This window comes from Microbacterium sp. SORGH_AS_0969 (assembly GCF_030818255.1).
GTDB lineage: Bacteria > Actinomycetota > Actinomycetes > Actinomycetales > Microbacteriaceae > Microbacterium.
Genome location: NZ_JAUTAG010000001.1, coordinates 2,990,678 through 3,010,584, shown reverse-complemented (window position 1 = coordinate 3,010,584; position 19,907 = coordinate 2,990,678). Strand labels below are relative to the sequence as shown.

Below are 19,907 nucleotides of genomic sequence, written 5' to 3'. Positions count from 1 at the left end.
GTTCGGCGCGCCCGCCCGCGCTCGCGTGGAGTACTCGGCGCCGTGGGTGGAACGCGCGATCGACGCGCTCGAGGCGGGGACGACGCGCAGCGAACTCCGCGCACTCGCTCGCCTGCATCGCGCACCGAACGCGGACGCCGACGCCGATGCGCTGCTCACGACGCTCTCCCCCGCGCTCGTGCGCTCCCGACGCCCCGGGACGTTCGTGGTGCAGACCGCCGACGACCTGCCCCCGGCCGCCGTCCGCGCGGTGCTCGCCGCCCTACCGGCGCGGAGCCGGCTGGTCGCGTGGGCGGGCGCCGACACGGCGCCGGTCGCGGCCGGCTCGCGCGTCGTGCTCCTCGCGGCGCATCGCGTGGATCCTCGCCGGGCATCAGCCCTCCTCCGCGAGGGTGTCGTGCACCTGCCCCTGGTTCTCGACGGAGCCAGCGCGACCATCGGTCCGGTCGTCCACCCCGGACGCACGGCGTGCTTGTCGTGTCTGGATGCCACGGCACAGCGCCTCGACGGGTCGTGGCCGCTTCTCGCGGCGCAACTGCTCGCCCGCCCGTGCGCGACCGCCGATGTCGCTCTGGCCGCGGAGGCAGGACGCGCCGCTCGGCACCTGCTCAGCGCGCGGCCTGCCGTCCCGTCCCGCTCGCTGCGCCTGCGCGTCGACTCGCTCCGGCGTGTCTGGGAAGACCATCGGCCGAGCGCAGACTGCCGGTGCCGATCTCTCGAAGGAAACGCGACGGCTCCCGATCCGCCCGGCCACGACCTCGAGCCCAGCTCACCGTCAGCGATCGCGCCGCTCTCGTGACACCGACGTACGCGAGACGACGCTCCTCGTCGACGGCTTCGAACGTGGTGGCATACGAAATCGGGAGAAGGCCCTCGCTCACGCCGATGAGGAAGACGTGCTCCCATTCGAGTCCCTTCGCCGCGTGCAGGGTCGAAAGGGTGACGGTGCGCGTCGCGGGCTCGTGCTGGTCGCGCGCCCGCGCCTGCAGATCATCGGTGAACGAACGAAGGTCGGTGCCGGGAGCCGCTTCCTCCGCGAGACGTAGCAGCGCCGCGCGGGCCTCCCAGCCGTCGCGGAGCGCCCCACCCGCCTGCGGCGGATCGTCCGTCAGACCGACCCCGCGCAGGACGTCGCGGACCGTCGCCAGGAAGCCCGTCTCCACGGGAGCGACGGAAGCGGCGCGCAGCGCCATCAAGGCCTGCCGCACCTCCGGCATGTCGAAGAACTTGCGGCCGCCGAGCACCGTGGCCGCAATTCCACGAGACGAAAGAGCGTTCAAGACGACCGCGGACTGCGCGTGCGAGCGATAGAGGATCGCGATGCTGTCGGGATCGGCACCGGCGGCGATGATCCCGGCGACCTCGGCGGCGATCCCAGCGGCCTCGGCTTCGTCATCCTCATACGCGAACACCGCGGGGACAGGGGCGTCGCCGTCGTGCGCCGCGACGAGCTCGAGCGCACCGGCACGGCCGCGCATGAGGTCGTTCGCCACCGCGAGCACCGCGCTGGTGGAGCGGTAGTTGCGCTCGAGCCGGACGACACGAGCGTCGTCGTACGTCCGGTCGAACTCGAGGAGGTAGCGGGCGTCGGCCCCGGTGAACGAGTAGATCGTCTGGCTCGCGTCACCGACGACGCACAGATCACGTCGATCGCCGAGCCAGAGTTCGAGCAGACGGTTCTGCAGGGGCGAGACGTCCTGGAACTCATCGACGGTGAAGTGTCGATACTGCTCGTGAACCGCCGCGGCCACACGGGGTTCCGCCTCGATCATGCCGGCGCAGGTGAGGAGGACATCCTCGAAGTCCATCTGCCGGCGCTCGTCCTTCAACTTCTCGTACGCCCGCTGAAGGTCGACGACCTGCTCCACGCGCAGTCGTCCGACCCCATCGGGACGCGCCGCGGCGTACTGCTCGATGGACCGCATCGTCACTTTGCGCCACTCGATCTGAGCGGCCACATCGCGCAGGGTCGCGGTGTCGGGCGCGAGCCCGATGCCGTCCGCGGCGTGAGCGAGCATGCGCACCTTGTTGTCGATGATCGACGGTGCCTGATCGGCGGCCAGCGTCGGCCAGAAGTAGTTCACCTGAGCGAGAGCGGCGGCGTGGAAGGTGCGAGCGGACACCCCGTTGACCCCCAGGGCTCGCAGTCGTCCGCGCATCTCACCGGCGGCCTTCGCCGTGAAAGTTACGGCCATCACTCGCTGCGGCGAATAGGCACCCGTGTCGACACCGTGGGCGATGCGACGCGTGATCACGCGAGTCTTTCCGGTTCCCGCCCCGGCCAGCACGCACACCGGCCCGCGGAGAGCGCGTGCCGCCTCCAGCTGGTGCTCGTCGAGTCCGTCGAGCGCGTCGGAGGTCACGCGGCGCCCCCGTACCAGTCCTCGATCAACCGACGGGCGATGGAAGAGGTTCCGGGCAACTGCACGGCATCCTCCCCCCTCAGCGCCGCGCCGATCTGCTCCCGATCGAACCAGCGGACCTCGACGATCTCCTCGCCGTCGGCGCGGACCTCGGTGTCGTCGAGGATGCGGGCACGGAAGCCGAGCATGAGCGAGCGCGGGTACGGCCACACCTGCGAGCCGCGGTACTGCACGTCCTGCAGGCGTACTCCGGCCTCCTCGAGGATCTCGCGCGCGACCGCGTCCTCCAGTGACTCACCGGCTTCCGCGAACCCGGCGAAACACGAGTATCGACCCCCGCCCCACGCGGCATTCGCGCCGAGGAGGATCCGGTCGGGATCGGTCGCCGACGAGAGCAGCACGATCACCGCGGGGTCGGTGCGCGGGAAGTGTTCCCGTCCGCAGCGAGGACAGTGACGCGACCACCCGGCATGACGAAGCTCGGTGCGCGTTCCGCACGCCGGGCAGAACGGCGCGTCGCGCAGCCACCCGGCGAGGGCGACCGCGGTGGCGAAGATCTCCGACTCGTCCGCGGGCAGATCGCCCCCGACGCTGCGGAGTCTGCCCCACTCGACGGACGGGGAGAGGTGCAGGTCGTCGTCGTCATCGATGACGGCGAGAAGGAGGGCGTCATCGTTCCCGTCGCGCCCCAGAAAGGCCCACTCGATCGCCTGCCCGACCTCATCGGTGCGGAGCAGCGCCAGACGCCCGTCGTCGACGGGCGACGCGTCTGCCCGCACGGCCAGGACACGGGTTCCGGATGCCGAGCGCTCGCGCGACAGCAGATCCTCGGCGGTGCGCTCGTCTCCGCGCCTGTCGAGCGCGCCGCCCGGCCATCGAGCGGGAGACGGGGAATCGGGCGGCACCGGAACGGGCAGCGGCATCGAACACCTCTCTCAAGGGCGTGGCGCAAGGGGAAGGAGCGAGCACGCGACCTACCCTGGGTGCATGGCCCGCTCGCCCCTCACTCTAGCCGCGTCGGTGACGGCGGCCCTCCCCCGGATCGGCGTGACGCGCGTCGGAGCGCTCACCGAGAACGCCGCGGGCCGCTTCGACGCCGCGCTCGTCCACCTCGACGACGGACGGACCGCTGTCGTGCGCCGCCCCTCCGCGGAGGAGTTCGCGTCGGACCTCGCCGCCGAGTCTCGCGCGCTGCACGCGCTGACCCCCGGGGTGCGGGCCCTCCTCCCCTTCGCCGTTCCCGAAGTGCTCGGCGAGAACGGATCCGGCATCGACCGCGTCCTCGTCACGACCCACCTCGAGGGCTATCGCATCGACCCCGCGCACCTGCCCAAGGGTCCTGGTTACGCTCCGGCCATCGGCGGCGCGTTCGCGGCCGTTCACGCGCTCCCCGTTTCGATCGTCCGCACCGACGGCCTTCCGGTCCGCTCCCCCGAGCAGGTACGCGACGACACGGCCCGCCTGCTCGACCGCGCCGACGGCACGGACCGCGTTCCCGACGGTCTCATGCTGCGATGGCGGCAGGCGCTCCGCGAAGACGAGCTGTGGCGCTTCGAATCGGCCGTGGTCCTGGGGGGTGGGACGAGCTCCTCCGTGCTGCTGGAAGACGACGACGACGAGATTCCGCACGTGACCGGCGTGCTCGAGTGGTCGGGGCTGAGCGTCGGCGATCCCGCCATCGACCTGCGGTGGCTGGCATCCGCCCCCCTCGCCGCCGACGATGTCTTCGCCGGCTACACGGCCGCCGGTGACCGCTCCCCCGACGCCCTTCTTCGTGAGAGAGCGCGCCTGTACGCCGAGCTCGAGTTCGCGCGCTGGCTCGTCCACGGGTACGACGCCGGCGACGCGGCGGTCGTGTCGGACGCCGTCGCCCTCCTGGAGTCGTTGGTCGAGGGCGTCCGCGGCGACCACATCGTGGCCGACTCGCGCACGGACATCGACGACGCGCTCGCCCTCGTCGAGAAGGTCCCCCCGGCGGTGATCGGGGGCGTCGACACGTCGATGCAGACCGACGCGTACGATCCCGAGGCCCTCTCGCTCTACCTCTCCGCGGAGCGGGACCGCGAGGCGGCGGCCGCCGGTCTCGCCGCCGCTCTGGCAGACGATGACTTCCCCCGGGCGACGGCCCCGTCCGACGCCGTGGATCTGCCCCCGGCCCTCAGCGAGGAACCCGGTCCGACCGCGCCGATCGACCTCGACGGGTGGACCGACGCGCCGTGGCGCACGGACCGGTCGGACGCCGAGTCTTCGACCAAGGACGCCCCTGGACTCGACGTTCGCGGCGACGCCGCGGCTGCTGACGGCGCTGACGCCGCCGCCGCGGACGACGCCGTGGCACACGACGACGAGGAAGACGCCGCGCGGGCGAGCCGCGCGGCCCTGCGTCGCTGGGGCGTGACGGGGGACGACGTCTGAGCGCACCGCGCGCAGATCACCCGCGGAGGACCAGCTCGTCTCCGACGTAGAACAGCACGACGTCGATGGCATCGAGTGGAATGCCGTGCTTCGCGTGATACGCCTCCCGATAAAGCTCGAGCTGGACCATGCGGGACCGCCGGTCCTCAGCCGTGGCCGGCGGCTTCCCCGTCTTCCAGTCGACGATCTCGTAGCGGTCGCCGCGTCGGTAGACCGCGTCGAGCTTGCAGATCACGACGTGTTCGCGGCCGTCGAGGCGCCGCGTGACGAAATCGATCTCCGTCTCGACCTCGAGGGGCTGCAGGGTCGCCCACTCGGACCGTTCGAAACACTCGCGCAACCGCGCAAGTTCCGCCGCATCGGCGGCGGACGCTCCGAACTCGTCGTCATCCCACAGGGCTTGGTCGTCCAGGCCGAGGCCGGCACCCACGAGTCCTGAGCGCTGCTCGACCCAGGCGTGAAACAGCGTTCCGAGACGCGTCTGCCGGTACGGACGCTCGGGCATCGGCCGTCGGACCTCGTCGACGGCCGCGCCGTAGTCGGCGACGAAGTCCTTGAATCGCGACGCCGGGATACGCGTCGGCGCCGGGGCGTGGAGCGGCTGCAAGCGCGCGGCGCGCTCGGCGAGGAGTAGGGCGAGGTCCGCATCCGGCTCTGCCGGCGCCGCGCTACGCGCTGCTGCGACGTCCGCAGCCGCGGCCGTCACGGCCGTGCGCCGAGACCCGAGGGGGTCGAGCGGCCAGTGAAGCAGGCGCCGCTCCCCGTCGTACGGGTCTTCTCCCGCGTCGCCCACCGGGAGATCGAGCTCCAGGGCCTCCGCGGCCTCGTCGAGGAACACGCTCGGCCGGCGCGGCTTCTTCGTGCCCGACCACGTGGACCCCGACAGCAGCAGGTGATCGCGCGCGCGAGTGAAGGCGACGTAGGCCAGACGACGGTCCTCGTCGAGCTGACGCGCGCGATTCGCCGCGACGAAGTCGTCGATGGCCGCCTTCAGCTCCTGTTGTGTTTCGGCACCCCTCCACCCGAGAACGGGCAGCCACGCCGCATCGCCGCGGAAGTCGGAGGGCAGGATGCCGAACCCCAACCACCCCTTGGTGTCGCGCGGCAGCGAGGGAAGCTCGTCCGTGACCAGACGCACGACCGCGACGGCATCCCACTCCAGCCCCTTGGACCCGTGGATGGTCAGGAGCTGGACCACGTCGTCTTCGGGCGGCTCGGTGCGCGGCGCGAACTCGTCCGCCTGTTCGGCGTGGTCGAGCCAGGCCAAGAGGCTCGTCACCGAACCGGACTCGTCGGCGGCGAGGAACCCGCGGATCTCGTCGACGAACGCGCGCAACTGCGCCGAGGCGATGCGCGCGGGTCCGCGCGATTCGTTGGCGGCGAGCTCGATGTCGAGACGGAGTTCGGCTTCGATCAAGCGGATGATTTCGGGAATGGGGGCGCCGATGCTTCGCCGCAGGCCCGCGAAGACCGCCCCGGCCTCGCGCAGACGCGACCGCCCTTCGGGCGTGATGTCGGAGAGCCAACCGTGATCGTCACTCTGCCGGGCGATGAAGTCGAGCGCATCGACGAGAGATGCGCTGTCTCCACCGGGCGTGGCTCGCAGCCGCTCGACGACATCGCGCTCGAGCGGACGCAGAGCGACGTCGTGCGTCGCGAGACGCCGGGCGAGCTGGGCGAGCGCACGCAGGTCCGCCAGGCCCACCGCCCACCGCGGTCCGGACAACAGGCGGATCAGCGCGGAACCCGCCTCGGGGTCGCTGATCACGCGCAGGGCGGACACGACGTCGACGACCTCGGGCGTCGTCAGCAGGCCGCCGAGCCCGAGGATCCGGTGCGGGATGCCACGGCGTCCGAGCGCGTCGCCGAAACGCACCATGTGCTTCTTGCTGCGGAACAGGATTGCTCCGGTCGTGCCGAGATTCTGAGCCTGTCGGGTAGCGCGCACGCCGGCGAACCACGACGCGACGCGATCCGCCTCGGTGTCGAGATCGTTCTCGAAGACGAGTTCGACCAGGCCGTCCGGCGCACCCGGGCGCGCACGGAGCGCCTCGACCGCGACGGGCGATCGGTCCGCGAGGGGAGCGAGGACGGCGTTGGCGACGTCGAGGACGCGCGCGCTGTTGCGCCAACTGGTCAGCAGCGAGAAGTGTCGGCATCCCCCGTCCGGAGAGAACGCGGCGGGGAATCCGCCCAGGTTGCCGGCGCTCGCGCCACGCCACGCATAGATCGCCTGATGGGGGTCGCCGACGGCCATCACGCCCGTGCCCGCGAAGAGGGTCGAGAGCAGATCTGTCTGGACGACCGAGGTGTCCTGGTACTCGTCGAGGAGAACGACGCGGTAACGCGACCGCAGTTCGGACACGACGGCGGGGTGCTCTCGGACGATCCGCAGCGCACCGGCCACCTGATCGGCGAAGTCCATGACACCCAGCCGGGTCTTCTCTCGGTCGTAGTCCGCGGCGAGGGTCGCGAGCAGACCGAGGGCGGACACGCGCGCGGCCGCGTCGGCGACGTCTTTGTAGACGGTGACGCGCGCCGAAGTGGAGGGTCTCTCGACGATACGGCCGAACTCATCGGGGAAGGCGGCGAGGCGTTCGAGGTCGACGAGGTTGTCCACTCCGTCGCGCGCGATGCGTAGCGCGGCGTCGATCAGGGTGCGGGGCGACTCCTGCCGCTCCTCGAGTCGCGGGTCGTCGGACATGAAGACCACTCGTCGCATCAGAAGCCACGCCGCGGACTCGGAGAGGATCGCGGACTCGGCGTCGCGCCCGATCCGCAGCCCGTGCTCGCGAACGAGAGAATCGGCGAAGCTGTTGTAGGTCGAGACGGTCGGACGGTGCAGCAGCTGGTCGCCGTCGCCGTCGCCCGTGGCGGGTGCCGCGAACTCGTCGGCGAGGGCATCGAGGACCTCGCGTCGCGCCGCGTCGCCCCGCGCTCCGTCCCGAGAGGCGAGCTCGGCGAAGACCGCGAGGCGCCCGGCGGCATGCAGGTGCGGCAGCAGGGGCAGAAGACCGCGCGTCTCGAACTCCGAGAGCCTCTGGAGGCGCCGTTGGATGCGTTCGGCCAGTTCGCCCGCCGCCTTGCGCGTGAAGGTCAGGCCGAGCACTTCGTCACGACGGACGATGCCGTTGGCGACCAGCCAGACGACGCGCCCCGCCATCGTCTCGGTCTTTCCGCTTCCCGCTCCGGCCACGACGAGCGCCGGGGCCAACGGCGATTCGATGACGGCGGTCTGCTCGGGCGTGGGCGGAAACTGACCCAGCGCCGCGGCGATCGTCGCTGCGGAGAGTGTCGGGCTCACGAGGCGCTCACCGCCGACACCGTGTGGATGCGGCAGAGTCCGTACGAGAATTCATCGCGGCAGTGGACCTCGTAGGGAGCGGCGAACGTTCCGCCCCTCATCACGCCGACCGCCCTCTGCACCCGCTCGACGAACGCGGTGCGCGCCTGGTCGTCGAATGGCGGCTGAAGCGGCTCGGCGTAGTCCTTCGTGACCGCACTGGGTCGCAGGACGAGGAGTTTCGCACCTCCGGGCGTCAGACCTCCGGTGTTCTCGATCGCCCCCGAGGCGAACGCCAACTGGTACGCCGCCAGCTGCGGGTTGTCGGCGACCTTGGCATCCGTCTGCGGTTCGTTCTTCCCCGTCTTGAGGTCGACGATCACCACCTGTCCGGACGCTGACACCTCGACACGGTCGATATCGCCACTGACCACCGCACCGTGTACACCCGCATCGTCGATCGGAATCGGAACCTCGAAGTGGCGCTCCGCGCCGATGAGCCGACCCCCGGCATCGTCGAAGCGACGAAGATACGTCGCAAGGCGCCTGACGAGGTCGCGTGCGCGCGTCCGCTCGGCGCGCTCCCGCCAGGCGGCATCGAAGACCAGCTCTCCCCACCGCTCCTCGACCACCGCCCAGAGATCGTCCTCGGACGTGGATGCCGCCGTCTCGAGGGCCGCGTGGATGATCGTGCCGATGCCCGCCGTCGTGCCGCTGCGGTCACCGCCGAGGTCGGCGATCACCCAGTTCAGCTCGCACTCTTCGAGCGTGTGCAGCCGCGAGGGCGAAACGCGCACGTCTTCGCGCGTGAGGTCTCGCAGGGGTGCCGTCGAGGTGGGCGCGGCGACGCCGTACCACTGTTCCGGCGCGGCCCCCGCGACATCGGCGGCGGCGAGCAGCGCGAGCTGACCGGCGGCATGGCGACGTTCCGCGGCCGGGACGCGAGGCACGGTCAGCGCCCGACGGTGCCGGGCGACGAGTCCCCGCAGCGACAGCGGATGCTCGGGGATTGCGGATGCCGGCTCCGGCGTGGGCAGCATCTCGAACAACACGCTCGGCCCGGTGTCGTCGTCGTCGACGGCGGTCACGATGAGCTGGGTCCCGGCGCGGGAGATCGCGCGGACGAACAGCCGCAGTTCGTCGTGCATCGCCGACCGACGGCGGTCGAGCATGCCCGCCGCGGGCAGGTCGGGGAACTGCACCGCGTCGGCGAGACGCCACGTCTCCAGCAATCCGCCACGCAAGCGCGTGTTCGGCCAGATCCCGTCCTGCACGCCGGCGACGATCACGGTGTCGAACGCGGTTCCCGCGGCGGCCGCGGGCGTGAGGACGCGCACGGCGTCGATCACCGCGGGCTGCTCGATGCGGTCTTCGGCGACGTCGCTGTCGAGGATCGCCCGGAGGAAGACGGCCGCTTCTCCGTCGGGTTCGCGTTCGGTGAAGCGTTTCGCCGCTTGGAACAGCGCCACCACCGCGTCCAGGTCGCGATCCGCCTGCTCCGCGAGCGGCCCCTGCCCGCGCGCCGTCTCGCGCCACGAGCGCGCGAGCCCACTGCGCTCCCACGCCGTCCACAGCAGCTCGTGCGCCGTCGCGTGCTCCGCCGACTGTCTCCGCAGGACCGCGAGCGTCTCCGCGAGCCGGGCCGCCCGGCGCGCCTCTCGCGAGTCGATCGACGCGAACTCGAGGGGATGCCGAAGGCCCGACGCGAGAACCTCGCCCGCCGAGCGGGTACCGCCCTCCTGCAGCTCCCGGTGCCGGAGTTCGGTGCGCAGTCGACGGAGTTCGATGGGGTCGAAGCCGCCGAAGGTCCCGAGCAGCGCATCGCCGATCGACTCCGGCGACCAGTCGAGGGGGTCCGCCGCACCCAGCTCGACGAGTGCGACGAGATCGCGTACGGGCCGCTGGGCGCCGAGAGCGACGCCCGGGCCGCTCGACCGTGCCGGCACCTCTCGAGCGGCGAGTTCGGCTTCGAGGGCCGCGACCTGCCGCGAATCGTGGGCGATCACGGCGCATGCCGCCCACGGCACTCCATCGAGCACGTGGCGTTCGCGGAGCAGGCGGGCGATGGCGTCGGCCTCTTCGGCCGGCGACCGCAGGAGGAACGTGCGGACGGACCCGGTCGGTGCGGCACCCTCGGGGGCGCGTCTGTGGGCCACAATGCCCGCCGCACCGATGCGTGCGGCCGCCGTGCGCACGAGATCGACCTGCTCGGGGGTTCCCCTGTGCACCGTTCCGAGCGTCGCGAGGTCTCCCAGCTCCCGGGTGAGCCGCGCGAAGTTCTCGGGCGTCGCTCCGCGGAACGCTCCCGAACCGACATCGGGATCGCCGAACGCGACCACGCCGATCCCGAGCGCACGGCACACCCGCAGGAGGTCGACCCCGCCGCTGGTGAGCTCCTGTGCATCGTCCACGAGAATGCATCGGAGCGCCGCGAACCGCCCCAGCATCTCGCGATCGCGCACCGCCTCGCTCAGGATGCCGACGGCTTCGCGGGCGAGATCCGCGGCGTCCCGGTGCGCACCGCGCATCCGTCGCCGGACATGGCGATACTCACGCGTGAACGAGGCCAACGACTCCCACACCTCCACGTGGTGATGCGTGGCCAGGGCCGACAGGTCGTCGGGGCTGAGACCGAGATTGGTGCACTCCGCGAGGAAGGCACGGAGGTCGCCGCGGAAGCCGCGGGTCGCCCGGATCGCGGGGCCGAGCCAGTCCGGCCAGCGCGAGAAGCCCTCGGCCTCGTCTGCGGCGTCGCCGTCGAGCAGGTCTTTCACGATCTGGTCTTCGTCTCCGCCGGTCAGCAACTGCGGCGGCTCATCGCCCCGGCGCACCTCTGCTCCGCGCACCAGCTGGAACGCGAACGAGGCCAGCGAGCGCGCCAGCGCTCCCGAAGTCGCCCGTCCTACCGCGAGGGCGAGGGGGTCACGCAGCGCCGTCGCTGCGGGCCGTGTCGGCGTCAAAACGAGGATGTGATCCGGATCCACCCCGGATTCCACGAGGTGCCGCACGCGCGCGACGAGCGTCGAGGTCTTGCCCGATCCGGGCGCACCGACGACGACCCCGCTCCGCCCGGCGTCCCCCTCGACGACCTCACGCTGATCCCGGTCGAGGACGGGCGGCGAGGTGTCGCGATCGAGCATGTCTTCCACGCTAGCCGCGGCTTCCGACATCGACTCTCTCCGACGCTCCGGACCGGGTCGCACGCCCGCACCCCGCGTCTTCACGAGCGTGCGTTCGCCGTCCGCGAAGCGACGCCTCGGGCGCGGCTCCCTGTCGGAGGGCTGCCCTAGAGTCGAAGAGCACGCCGGGCCGACCGCGACCCGGGTGGAAAGGACGCATCGTGGAGATCCGCATCGGCATCACCAACACCGGCCGCGAGCTGAGCTTCGAGACCAACGAGAGCTCCGATGTCGTGAAGTCGTCGGTCGCTTCCGCCCTCGACAGCTCCGCGAGCCACGTGACGTTCACCGATGTCAAGGGCAACTCCTACATCGTGCCGACCGCGAACCTCGCTTTCGTCGAGCTGGGCACCGAAGAGTCCCGCCGCGTGGGCTTCGTCGCCTGACACCCGCCGCATGCAGATCCTCCTCGGCCTGATCATCGGAGCGGTCGTCGGCCTCGGTGTCCACTTCGCGCTGCCGCACCGCGACGTCCGGGGTGTCGCCGTGGCGCCCCTCGCGGGTGCGGCGGCATCGGGTGTGACGTGGACTGCGCTCACGTGGGCGGGGCTCACCGTCGAGTCACCGATCCTGTGGCTCGCCGCGATCGCGGCGCCCGTGCTGACGACCATCGTGCTCGTGCCATTGGTGTCTCGCATCCGCCTTCGGCGCGACGACGCCGATCGCGCCCGCCTGGGCATCTGACTCGGCGTCGCAGGCGTCTTCTCGAATCGTCGACCGAAGCCGGACGTCCCCGCGTCAGGCCGCCAGGCCCATGGCATCCATTCGTCGCGCGTGGGCGCCCATGAGCTCGGTGAACACGGGTTCGACCTTCGCTTCTTCGGCCCGGTCGAGTCGCGGATGCCGCAGCGCCGCCCGCGCGACGAGCAAGGTGTCCCCCACCAGGCGCCGCCCCCAGAGCGCGAGCAGCCAACGCCACTCTTCGTCGCTCTCGATCGCCGCACCGAGGATGTCGACGATGGCCTGCCGATCGTCGTCCGCCTGCAGGATGCGCGCGACGCGGCGGCCGGTGTCGCCGTAGCTCGATGACAGCGCGAGGTAGAAGTCGTCGAGCATGCCGGCCGTGATGTGGACCGAGAGCATCGTCTCCTGCGGACGCACCCCGTGGGTGTTGCGCCGGAAGGCGTCGAGCGACTCGCGGAACGGCAGCATGAGCTGCGTCGGGTCGGCTCCCCGCTCGCGGATCAGCCCCACGAGCTCCTGATGCTTGATCAGTGCCGCGCCGGCCGCGCGCGAGAGCGACTCCTTCTCGGCGAGCTCCGGCGTGAGCGCGATGAGCTCGCTGAGCGTCTCGAAGAACCCGAGCTGCAGGTACGCGGCCTGTCCGAGGAAGGTCTCGATCTCGGGAGCGAGCTCCGCGAAATCGACGCGCAGGGCCTCGCCGAGGTCTCCGCGCGAGCGCAACTGCAGCGTTCGACCGACCGGGCGCTGACGACGACGGAACCACTCGAACACGCCTACAGCCTAGGCGTCGGGGGCGTGCGAAACACTGTTGGGTAGAGTGGACACGCCCCGGCGATGGATCGGGGCCCCGCGCCTGTGGACGAGTGGAGGGCGTGGATCCGACTCCCCAGGCGGTTTCTCACCGCCGGAACAGGCACGCTCATGACGACATTCGCCGACCTCGGCGTCGATCAGGACATCGTCGATGCCCTGGCATCCAAAGGCATCACCGAGGCCTTCCCGATCCAGGAGCAGACGATCCCCCTCGGCCTCCCCGGCCAGGACATCATCGGTCAGGCCAAGACCGGTACGGGCAAGACGTTCGGATTCGGCATCCCGGTCGTCCAGCGCCTCGGGCCGAACCCCGAGCCCGGTGTCAAGGCGCTGATCGTGGTCCCGACGCGTGAGCTGGCCGTCCAGGTCTTCGAAGACATGGACATGCTCACCTCGAACCGCCCCACCAGCGTCGTGGCGATCTACGGCGGCAAGGCGTACGAGGGCCAGATCGACCAGCTCAAGGCCGGCGCGCAGATCGTCGTCGGCACCCCGGGCCGCCTCATCGACCTCGCCAACCAGCGCCTGCTCGACCTCTCGCACGCGACCGAGGTCGTCCTCGACGAGGCCGACAAGATGCTCGACCTCGGCTTCCTCGCCGACATCGAGAAGATCTTCTCCAAGGTTCCGGCCGTGCGTCACACGCAGCTGTTCTCGGCGACCATGCCGGGTCCGATCGTGGCGCTCGCCCGCCGCTTCATGTCGAACCCCATCCACATGCGCGCCAACGACCCCGACGAGGGCCTCACGCAAGCGAACATCAAGCACCTCGTGTACCGCGCGCACTCGCTCGACAAGGACGAGGTCATCGCCCGCATCCTGCAGTCCGAGGGGCGCGAGAAGGCCGTCATCTTCACGCGCACGAAGCGCGCCGCACAGAAGCTCGTCGATGAGCTCGGCGACCGCGGCTTCAACGCCGCGGCCGTCCACGGCGACATGAGCCAGGAGGCGCGCGAGCGCTCGATGGCCGCGTTCAAGGCGGGCAAGAAGGACGTGCTCATCGCCACGGACGTCGCCGCCCGCGGCATCGACGTCAACGACGTCACCCACGTGATCAACCACACGATCCCCGACGACGAGAAGACCTACCTGCACCGCGCCGGCCGCACCGGCCGTGCGGGCCGCACCGGCATCGCCGTGACCTTCGTCGACTGGGACGACGTGCACAAGTGGGCGCTCATCAACCGCGCGCTCGAGTTCGGTCAGCCCGAGCCCACCGAGACCTACTCGTCGAGCCCGCACCTCTACACCGACCTCAACATCCCCGAGGGCACGAAGGGTCGCCTCGTGACGGCTCCCAAGGCCATCGCCCCGAGGCCCGAGAAGAAGAACGACACTCCGGATGCCGAGGGCGAACGCGCTCCGCGTCGTCGCCGCCGTCGCGGCGGATCGTCCGGCGCGACGGCTGCCGCCGCGGGTTCCGACTCCGAGAGCGCGTCGCGGGCCGAGGGCGGAGCCGGTACGCACGACGGCGCCGGCAAGGAGCACCACGACGGCAACGCGGCTCCGCGCCGCCGCCGCCGTCGCCGCAGCGGCGGGAGCTCCGGCGCTCCGTCCGCCCCCGTCGCCTGACGCCCCGATGCGGCGCCGGTCCCTCGCGGACCGGCGCCGTTCGCGTGCCCGGCCCCTGGCATCCGCCCGCCGCGCCGCAGGCACCCCGCCATGCACCCATAAACGCGATCCACTCACGGAAACACGTGCTCCACGCGTTTCCGTGAGTGAACGGCGTTTATGCGTGAGCCGGGCCGGCCAAACCTCGACGGCTACGGGAAGACCGGCGCCGTGCCGCGACCGAGCGCGAAGATGCGCGCGACCATCTCGTCGGAGGTGGTGTTCTCCCCCGGGACGTTCGGCTTGCCGAGGCCGTGGTAGTCGCTCGAGCCGGTCACGATCAGATCGCGCTCGGTGGCGAGCTCGGCCAGCAGCGCGGTCGGTTCGGGGAGGTTCTCGCGATGGGCGAGCTCGAACCCGGCGAGTCCGGCGTCGAGCATCGCCGCGGTGACGCTGTCGGGCAGCAGTGAACGACCGGCCGGGTGCGCGACGATCGGCACCCCGCCCGCCGCGACCACCAGTTCGACGGCGGTCACCGGGTCGGGTGCGTACAGAGCGACGTAGTAGTCGTTCGCGGGATGCAGGATGCCCGCGAACGCCTCGGTTCGATCGGCGACGATTCCCCGGGCCACGAGCGCATCCGCGATGTGCGGTCGGCCCACCGTCGCACCATCCGTCGTCTGCGCGACGATGTCGTCCCACGCGATGTCATAGTCGCGCGAAATCCGCTCCGCCATGATCTGCGCGCGGTCCAGACGCGACGAGCGGATGCGATCGGTCATCGCCCGCAGGTCCGCGTCGTCGGGGTCGACGAGGTAGGCGAGCACGTGGACGCTGCGCCACCGATGACGAGCCGAGAGTTCCATCCCCGGCACGAAGGTCATCCCGAGCGAGGTGGCGGCATCGGCGGCCTCCGCCCATCCGGACGTGGTGTCGTGATCCGTGAGCGCCGCGGTCCGCAGACCGTGCCGGTGCGCGGCCGCCACGACCAGAGCCGGTGACTCCGTGCCGTCGGAGTGCGTCGAGTGGAGGTGCAGGTCGCTCGGCCCCTCGAATCGACGCTCATGCTCCACCCGTCGAGCCTAGCGCGGCTCCGCGCTGCGGGCCGGGCGCGACCACGCGGGCGAATGCGCGGGCGAAAGCGCGGGCGCGAACGATGCGCCGGTGCCGTGGCATCCGTGGATCTCTCAGGCGATTCGCCTAGGGTCGAGCGCGTGCGTCGCCTGTTCGGAATCATCGTCGCGCTCGTGTTCGCTGCGGGTGCCGCGGTGCTCACGTGGCCCGGCGTGTTCGGTCTCGAACGCACCTTCCCGCTCGCGCAGATCATCTCCTTCCGCGCCGCTCTGGGCGCCGCTCTCGCCGCGGCCGCCGTGCTGGCGCTGCTGTTCGCCCTCATCCGCCCGCTCCGCGCGCTCGCCCTCACCTCGGTGGTGATCTTCGGCGTGGCCGCCGCCGCGAACGGCCTGATGATCGTCCAACGCGGTACGGGAGATGAGACCCTCCCCGACAAGACCGCGACGAGTCTCCGCGTCATGACGTGGAACACCGCGGGCGCCGCGACCTCGGCCGAGTCCATCGCGCAGTTCGCCGTCGACATGCAGGCCGATGTCGTGACGCTGCCCGAGACGACGATCGACACCGGTACGCGCGTGGCCGAGCTCATGCGCGACATGGGCCGGCCCATGTGGGCCCATCACGCCGAGTACGGCGGCACCGGCTGGGGCGCCACCTCGACCACCGTCCTCATCCGGCCGGAGCTCGGCGACTACTCCGTGATCGACTCCTCGCTCGACGGCTCGAGCAACACCTCGACCGTCCCGAGCGCCGTCGCGATGCCCGTCTCCGGCGACGGTCCCATCATCGTCGCGGCGCACGCCGTCGCCCCACGCGAGGACTACATGACGCAGTGGCGTTCGGATCTGACCTGGCTCGCCGACCAGTGCGCGAGCGACAACGTCATCCTCGCGGGCGACTTCAACGCGACGATCGACCACATGAACGGGCTCGGGGTCGACGACGGCACCCTCGGCCGCTGTCGCGACACCACCTCCGAGAGCGGCAACGGCGGCGTGGGGACGTGGCCCACGGACATCCCCGCGGTGCTCGGCGCCCCGATCGACCACGTCATGGCGACGCCGGACTGGACCGTCTCGGGCTCGATCGTCATGCGCACCCTCGACGGTTCGGGCAGTGACCACCGTCCGCTCGTCGTCCAGCTCGAACGCACCGCCGGCTGACGGACGATTCCGGATGCCGCGCACCCGGCGCCGAGGACACGCTGGGCGCAGCCCGAGCGGACGCCCGCGAGCGGTGCGAAACTGGAGGAATGGACACCCCCGCCACCGGCGACACGATCGCCCCCTCCGAGCAGTCCGTCACCCCCGTCACCGCGGAGCCGCAGGCGACCGACGCACCCGCGAACTCGACGACGAACCGCAAGGCCCCGTTCCCGAAGGGCTTCCTCGAGACCATCTCGACGGGCTGGGCCGAGCGTGAGGACTCGCTGCCGAGCCCGCGCGAGCAGGCGGCGTGGGCGGCACGCCGTCGAGCGAAGGTTTCCGCGGCCTTCCCCGGCCAGCGGCTCGTGATCCCGGCCGGCGGACTGAAGCAGCGCAGCAACGACACCGACTACCCTTTCCGCGCGCACTCGGCCTTCGCCCACTTGACCGGGTGGGCATCGGATGCCGAGCCCGATTCCGTGCTCGTCTTCGAGCCGCGTGACGAGGGTCACGAGGTCGTGCTCTACTTCCGCGAGCGGGCCGACCGCACCACCCCCGAGTTCTACGCCGATGCGTCCGTGGGCGAGTTCTGGATCGGGCCACGCCCGGCCCTCGACGGCGTCGCGGCCGACCTGGGTCTGGCGACGGCGCACGTCTCCGATTTCGTGGCCTCCGACGCCGACCGCACGGTCGGCGAGGACGACGAGCTGACGCGTTTCGTGTCCGAGCTCCGTCTGGTCAAAGACGAGTTCGAGCTCGCCGAGATGGCCCTCGCGGTCGAGGTCACCGCTCGCGGCTTCGACGACATCGTCGCGGAGCTCCCGCGCATCATCGAGCATCCCCGCGGGGAGCGCGTCGTCGAGGGGGTCTTCCATCAGCGCGCCCGCGCCGACGGCAACGCGGTCGGGTACGACACGATCGCGGCATCCGGACCCCACGCGTGCTACCTGCACTGGACACGCAACGACGGCGCGGTGAAGCCGGGGGACCTCATCCTCGTGGACGCCGGCGTCGAGGTCGACAGCCTCTACACCGCCGACATCACCCGCACCCTCCCCGTCTCGGGGCGGTTCACCGAGGTGCAGCGCCGGGTGTATGAGGCGGTTCGCGAAGCGGCCGACGCGGCGTTCGAGGCAGCGCGACCCGGCGTGCCGTTCCGCCGCGTCCATGAAGCCGCGATGGAGGTCATCGCGGCTCGCGTGGCCGAGTGGGGCCTGCTCCCCGTCACGGCGCAAGAGGCCCTGGATGCCGACACCGGCGGCCAGCACCGCCGCTACATGGTCCACGGCACGAGCCATCACCTCGGCATCGACGTACACGACTGCGCTCAGGCTCGTCGCGAGATGTACTACGACGGTCTACTCGAGCCGGGGATGGTGTTCACCATCGAGCCCGGGCTCTACTTCCAGATCGACGACCTCACCGTCCCCGAGGAGTATCGCGGTATCGGCGTGCGCATCGAGGACGACATCGTCATGACCTCGGACGGGCCCGTCAACCTCTCGGCCGGTATCCCGCGGACCGCCGACGAGGTCGAGGACTGGATCGCTCGGCTGTCGCGGTGACGTTCACTCCCCCGGCGTCGTTCACCACGCGCCCGACCCTCCGGGGAACGTTCGGGATGTCGGCATCCACCCACTGGACCGCCACGGCGACCGCGCAGGCGGTCCTCGAGCGCGGGGGCACGGCGTTCGATGCCGCCGTCGCCGCCGCCTTCGTGCTTCACATCGTCGAGCCTCATCTCAACGGACCCGGCGGTGACCTGGTCGCGCTCGTACGTCCCGCGGGGGCACCTGAGCCCGTCGTCCTGATGGGTCAGGGGCCGGCCCCCGCCGCCGCCACGATCGCCCACATGACCGGTCTCGGCCTCGACCTCGTCCCCGGCGCCGGCGGGCTCGCCGCGACGGTGCCCGGTGCCGTCGACGCATGGCTCCTGCTGCTCCGCGATCACGGAACGTGGGAGCTCGCCGATGTGCTCGCGTACGCCATCGGCTACGCCCGCGACGGTCATCCTCTGGTCGCGGGCGCGGCCATGACGATCGGCCGTGTCGCCGCGCTGTTCCGCGACCACTGGCCCTCTTCCCTCGCTCGATGGATGCCGAACGGCGAGGCTCCCGCGCCGGACACCGTCGTGCGGAACCCGGCGTACGCCGATGTCCTGGAGGCACTCGTCGGGGCTGGTCGCTCGGGCGACTCCCGGGAAGAGCGCATCGACGCCGCTCGCGACCGATGGGCCGGCGATGTCCTGCCCGCGGCCGCGGCGTTCCTCTCCCGACCGCACGCGCACTCCGACGGTGGAGAGCACCGCGGTGTCCTGAGTGCCGACGACGTCCGTGACTGGCGCGCCGGGGTCGAAGCCGCCGTCTCCGCTCGCTTCCGCGGGTGGGACGTCTACAAGCCGGGGGTGTGGACGCAAGGTCCCGCGCTGCTGCAGACCCTCAAGCTCCTTGAGCCGTTCGACGACGACGCACTCGACATCGGCACCGGGCTCGGTGCGCACACCGTCCTCGAGGCGCAGAAGCTCGCCTACGCGGATCGCGATGCGTGGTTCGGCGACGGCGACGGAACGGTCTCCCCCGCTGCCCTGCTGGCGGACGACTACGTCACGCAGCGGCGGGGTCTGATCGGCGACGAGGCGTCGCGCGAGTTCCGTCCCGGGGCGCCCGAGGGACGGCATCCGGTGATTCCTCCTCTGCGGACCGAAGCGGGTGTCGCCGCCGGAGCAACGGGTGAACCCACGGTTGATCGTTCAGGGCAGACGCGCGGGGATACCTGCCACATCGACGTCATCGACCGCTGGGGAAACGCGGTCTCGGCGACGCCGTCGGGCGGGTGGTTGCAGTCCTCGCCGACCGTCCCCGAACTCGGGTTCTGCCTCGGTACCCGCCTGCAGATGACCTGGCTGTTTCCGGGTCACCCCGCCTCGCTCACCCCGCGGCGACGACCCCGAACCACTCTGACGCCGACCCTTCTCACGCGAGGAGACGAGGTCACCGCCCTCGGGTCTCCGGGTGGCGACCAGCAGGACCAGTGGCAGTTGCCGGTGCTCCTGCGCATGCTCGTCGGCGGTTACACGCCGCAGCAGGCGATCGACGCCCCGACCCTTCACACGACGGCGATCGCCGACTCGTTCTGGCCGCGCACGTGGACTCCGGCAGGGGCGATGGCCGAGAGGCGGATCGGCGACGGGGTGATCGAGGAACTCGAGCGGCGGGGCCACCGGGTGACCGTGGCCGGCGACTGGGCGTTGGGCCGGGTGAGTGCCGTCGGTCGGGACGCGAGCGGACTGCTCTGGGCAGCCGCCAACCCTCGCGGGATGCAGGGCTACGCCGCCGGACGATGACCGTCCGGCGCGGCGGGTGAAAGGTCGTCGAGCTGTCCACAGGGTGAAAATCGCGCG

The 19,907-nt window shown here is 71.2% G+C and carries 13 protein-coding genes; 7 read left to right on the top strand and 6 right to left on the bottom strand.

What is annotated here, in order from left to right; genetic code table 11:
* Positions 1 to 608: 608 nt before the first annotated feature.
* Together QE388_RS14060 and nudC are read right to left on the bottom strand one after the other, a co-directional pair.
* On the bottom strand, positions 609 to 2,363 hold the full coding sequence (locus QE388_RS14060) for an ATP-dependent helicase (protein ID WP_307385902.1): 1,755 nt from the start codon (positions 2,361 to 2,363) through the stop codon (positions 609 to 611).
* Positions 2,360 to 3,286, bottom strand: a complete 927-nt coding sequence (nudC, locus tag QE388_RS14055) for an NAD(+) diphosphatase (protein WP_275800546.1) — start codon at positions 3,284 to 3,286, stop codon at positions 2,360 to 2,362. The genes QE388_RS14060 and nudC overlap by 4 nt, the downstream gene beginning before the upstream one ends.
* Before the next feature lie 64 nt (positions 3,287 to 3,350).
* Between nudC and QE388_RS14050 the strand changes: the two genes are divergently transcribed.
* Positions 3,351 to 4,778 carry an aminoglycoside phosphotransferase gene (locus tag QE388_RS14050; protein WP_275800545.1) on the top strand — a complete coding sequence of 476 codons (1,428 nt, stop codon included), beginning with the start codon at positions 3,351 to 3,353 and terminating at the stop codon, positions 4,776 to 4,778.
* A gap of 16 nt (positions 4,779 to 4,794) precedes the next feature.
* On the opposite strand, the gene QE388_RS14045 is transcribed toward QE388_RS14050, so the two are convergent.
* Both QE388_RS14045 and QE388_RS14040 read right to left on the bottom strand, forming a co-directional pair.
* Positions 4,795 to 8,082 carry an ATP-dependent DNA helicase gene (locus QE388_RS14045; protein WP_307385900.1) on the bottom strand — a complete coding sequence of 1,096 codons (3,288 nt, stop codon included), beginning with the start codon at positions 8,080 to 8,082 and terminating at the stop codon, positions 4,795 to 4,797.
* Positions 8,079 to 11,201, bottom strand: a complete 3,123-nt coding sequence (locus tag QE388_RS14040) for an ATP-dependent DNA helicase (protein WP_307385897.1) — start codon at positions 11,199 to 11,201, stop codon at positions 8,079 to 8,081. The genes QE388_RS14045 and QE388_RS14040 overlap by 4 nt, the downstream gene beginning before the upstream one ends.
* 200 nt (positions 11,202 to 11,401) lie before the next feature.
* Between QE388_RS14040 and QE388_RS14035 the strand changes: the two genes are divergently transcribed.
* Together QE388_RS14035 and QE388_RS14030 are read left to right on the top strand one after the other, a co-directional pair.
* Positions 11,402 to 11,626 carry a DUF3107 domain-containing protein gene (locus tag QE388_RS14035; RefSeq protein ID WP_058596625.1) on the top strand — a complete coding sequence of 75 codons (225 nt, stop codon included), beginning with the start codon at positions 11,402 to 11,404 and terminating at the stop codon, positions 11,624 to 11,626.
* Between the two features lie 10 nt (positions 11,627 to 11,636).
* Entirely contained in the window at positions 11,637 to 11,924 is a 288-nt protein-coding gene (locus QE388_RS14030) for a hypothetical protein (RefSeq protein WP_307385895.1), read from the top strand.
* Between the two features lie 54 nt (positions 11,925 to 11,978).
* Here the strand turns inward: QE388_RS14030 and QE388_RS14025 are convergent, their stop codons facing one another.
* Entirely contained in the window at positions 11,979 to 12,695 is a 717-nt protein-coding gene (locus QE388_RS14025) for a ferritin-like fold-containing protein (protein WP_058596627.1), read from the bottom strand.
* Positions 12,696 to 12,845: 150 nt separating this feature from the next.
* Between QE388_RS14025 and QE388_RS14020 the strand changes: the two genes are divergently transcribed.
* Positions 12,846 to 14,309, top strand: coding sequence for a DEAD/DEAH box helicase (locus QE388_RS14020; protein WP_307385894.1), 1,464 nt, complete (start codon positions 12,846 to 12,848; stop codon positions 14,307 to 14,309).
* 191 nt (positions 14,310 to 14,500) lie between these two features.
* On the opposite strand, the gene QE388_RS14015 is transcribed toward QE388_RS14020, so the two are convergent.
* Entirely contained in the window at positions 14,501 to 15,361 is an 861-nt protein-coding gene (locus QE388_RS14015) for a PHP domain-containing protein (RefSeq protein WP_307385892.1), read from the bottom strand.
* A 141-nt stretch (positions 15,362 to 15,502) separates the two neighbouring features.
* On the opposite strand from QE388_RS14015, the gene QE388_RS14010 reads away from it, so the two are divergent.
* From QE388_RS14010 to QE388_RS14000, 3 genes are all read left to right on the top strand, one after another.
* A complete protein-coding gene (locus QE388_RS14010) occupies positions 15,503 to 16,525 on the top strand; it encodes an endonuclease/exonuclease/phosphatase family protein (RefSeq protein ID WP_307385890.1) in 1,023 nt (340 codons plus the stop codon).
* Positions 16,526 to 16,614: 89 nt separating this feature from the next.
* Positions 16,615 to 18,072 (top strand): aminopeptidase P family protein, encoded by a 1,458-nt coding sequence (locus QE388_RS14005; protein WP_307385888.1) that lies wholly within the window; start codon positions 16,615 to 16,617, stop codon positions 18,070 to 18,072.
* Positions 18,069 to 19,850, top strand: coding sequence for a gamma-glutamyltransferase family protein (locus tag QE388_RS14000; protein WP_307385887.1), 1,782 nt, complete (start codon positions 18,069 to 18,071; stop codon positions 19,848 to 19,850). The genes QE388_RS14005 and QE388_RS14000 overlap by 4 nt, the downstream gene beginning before the upstream one ends.
* Positions 19,851 to 19,907: the final 57 nt, after the last annotated feature.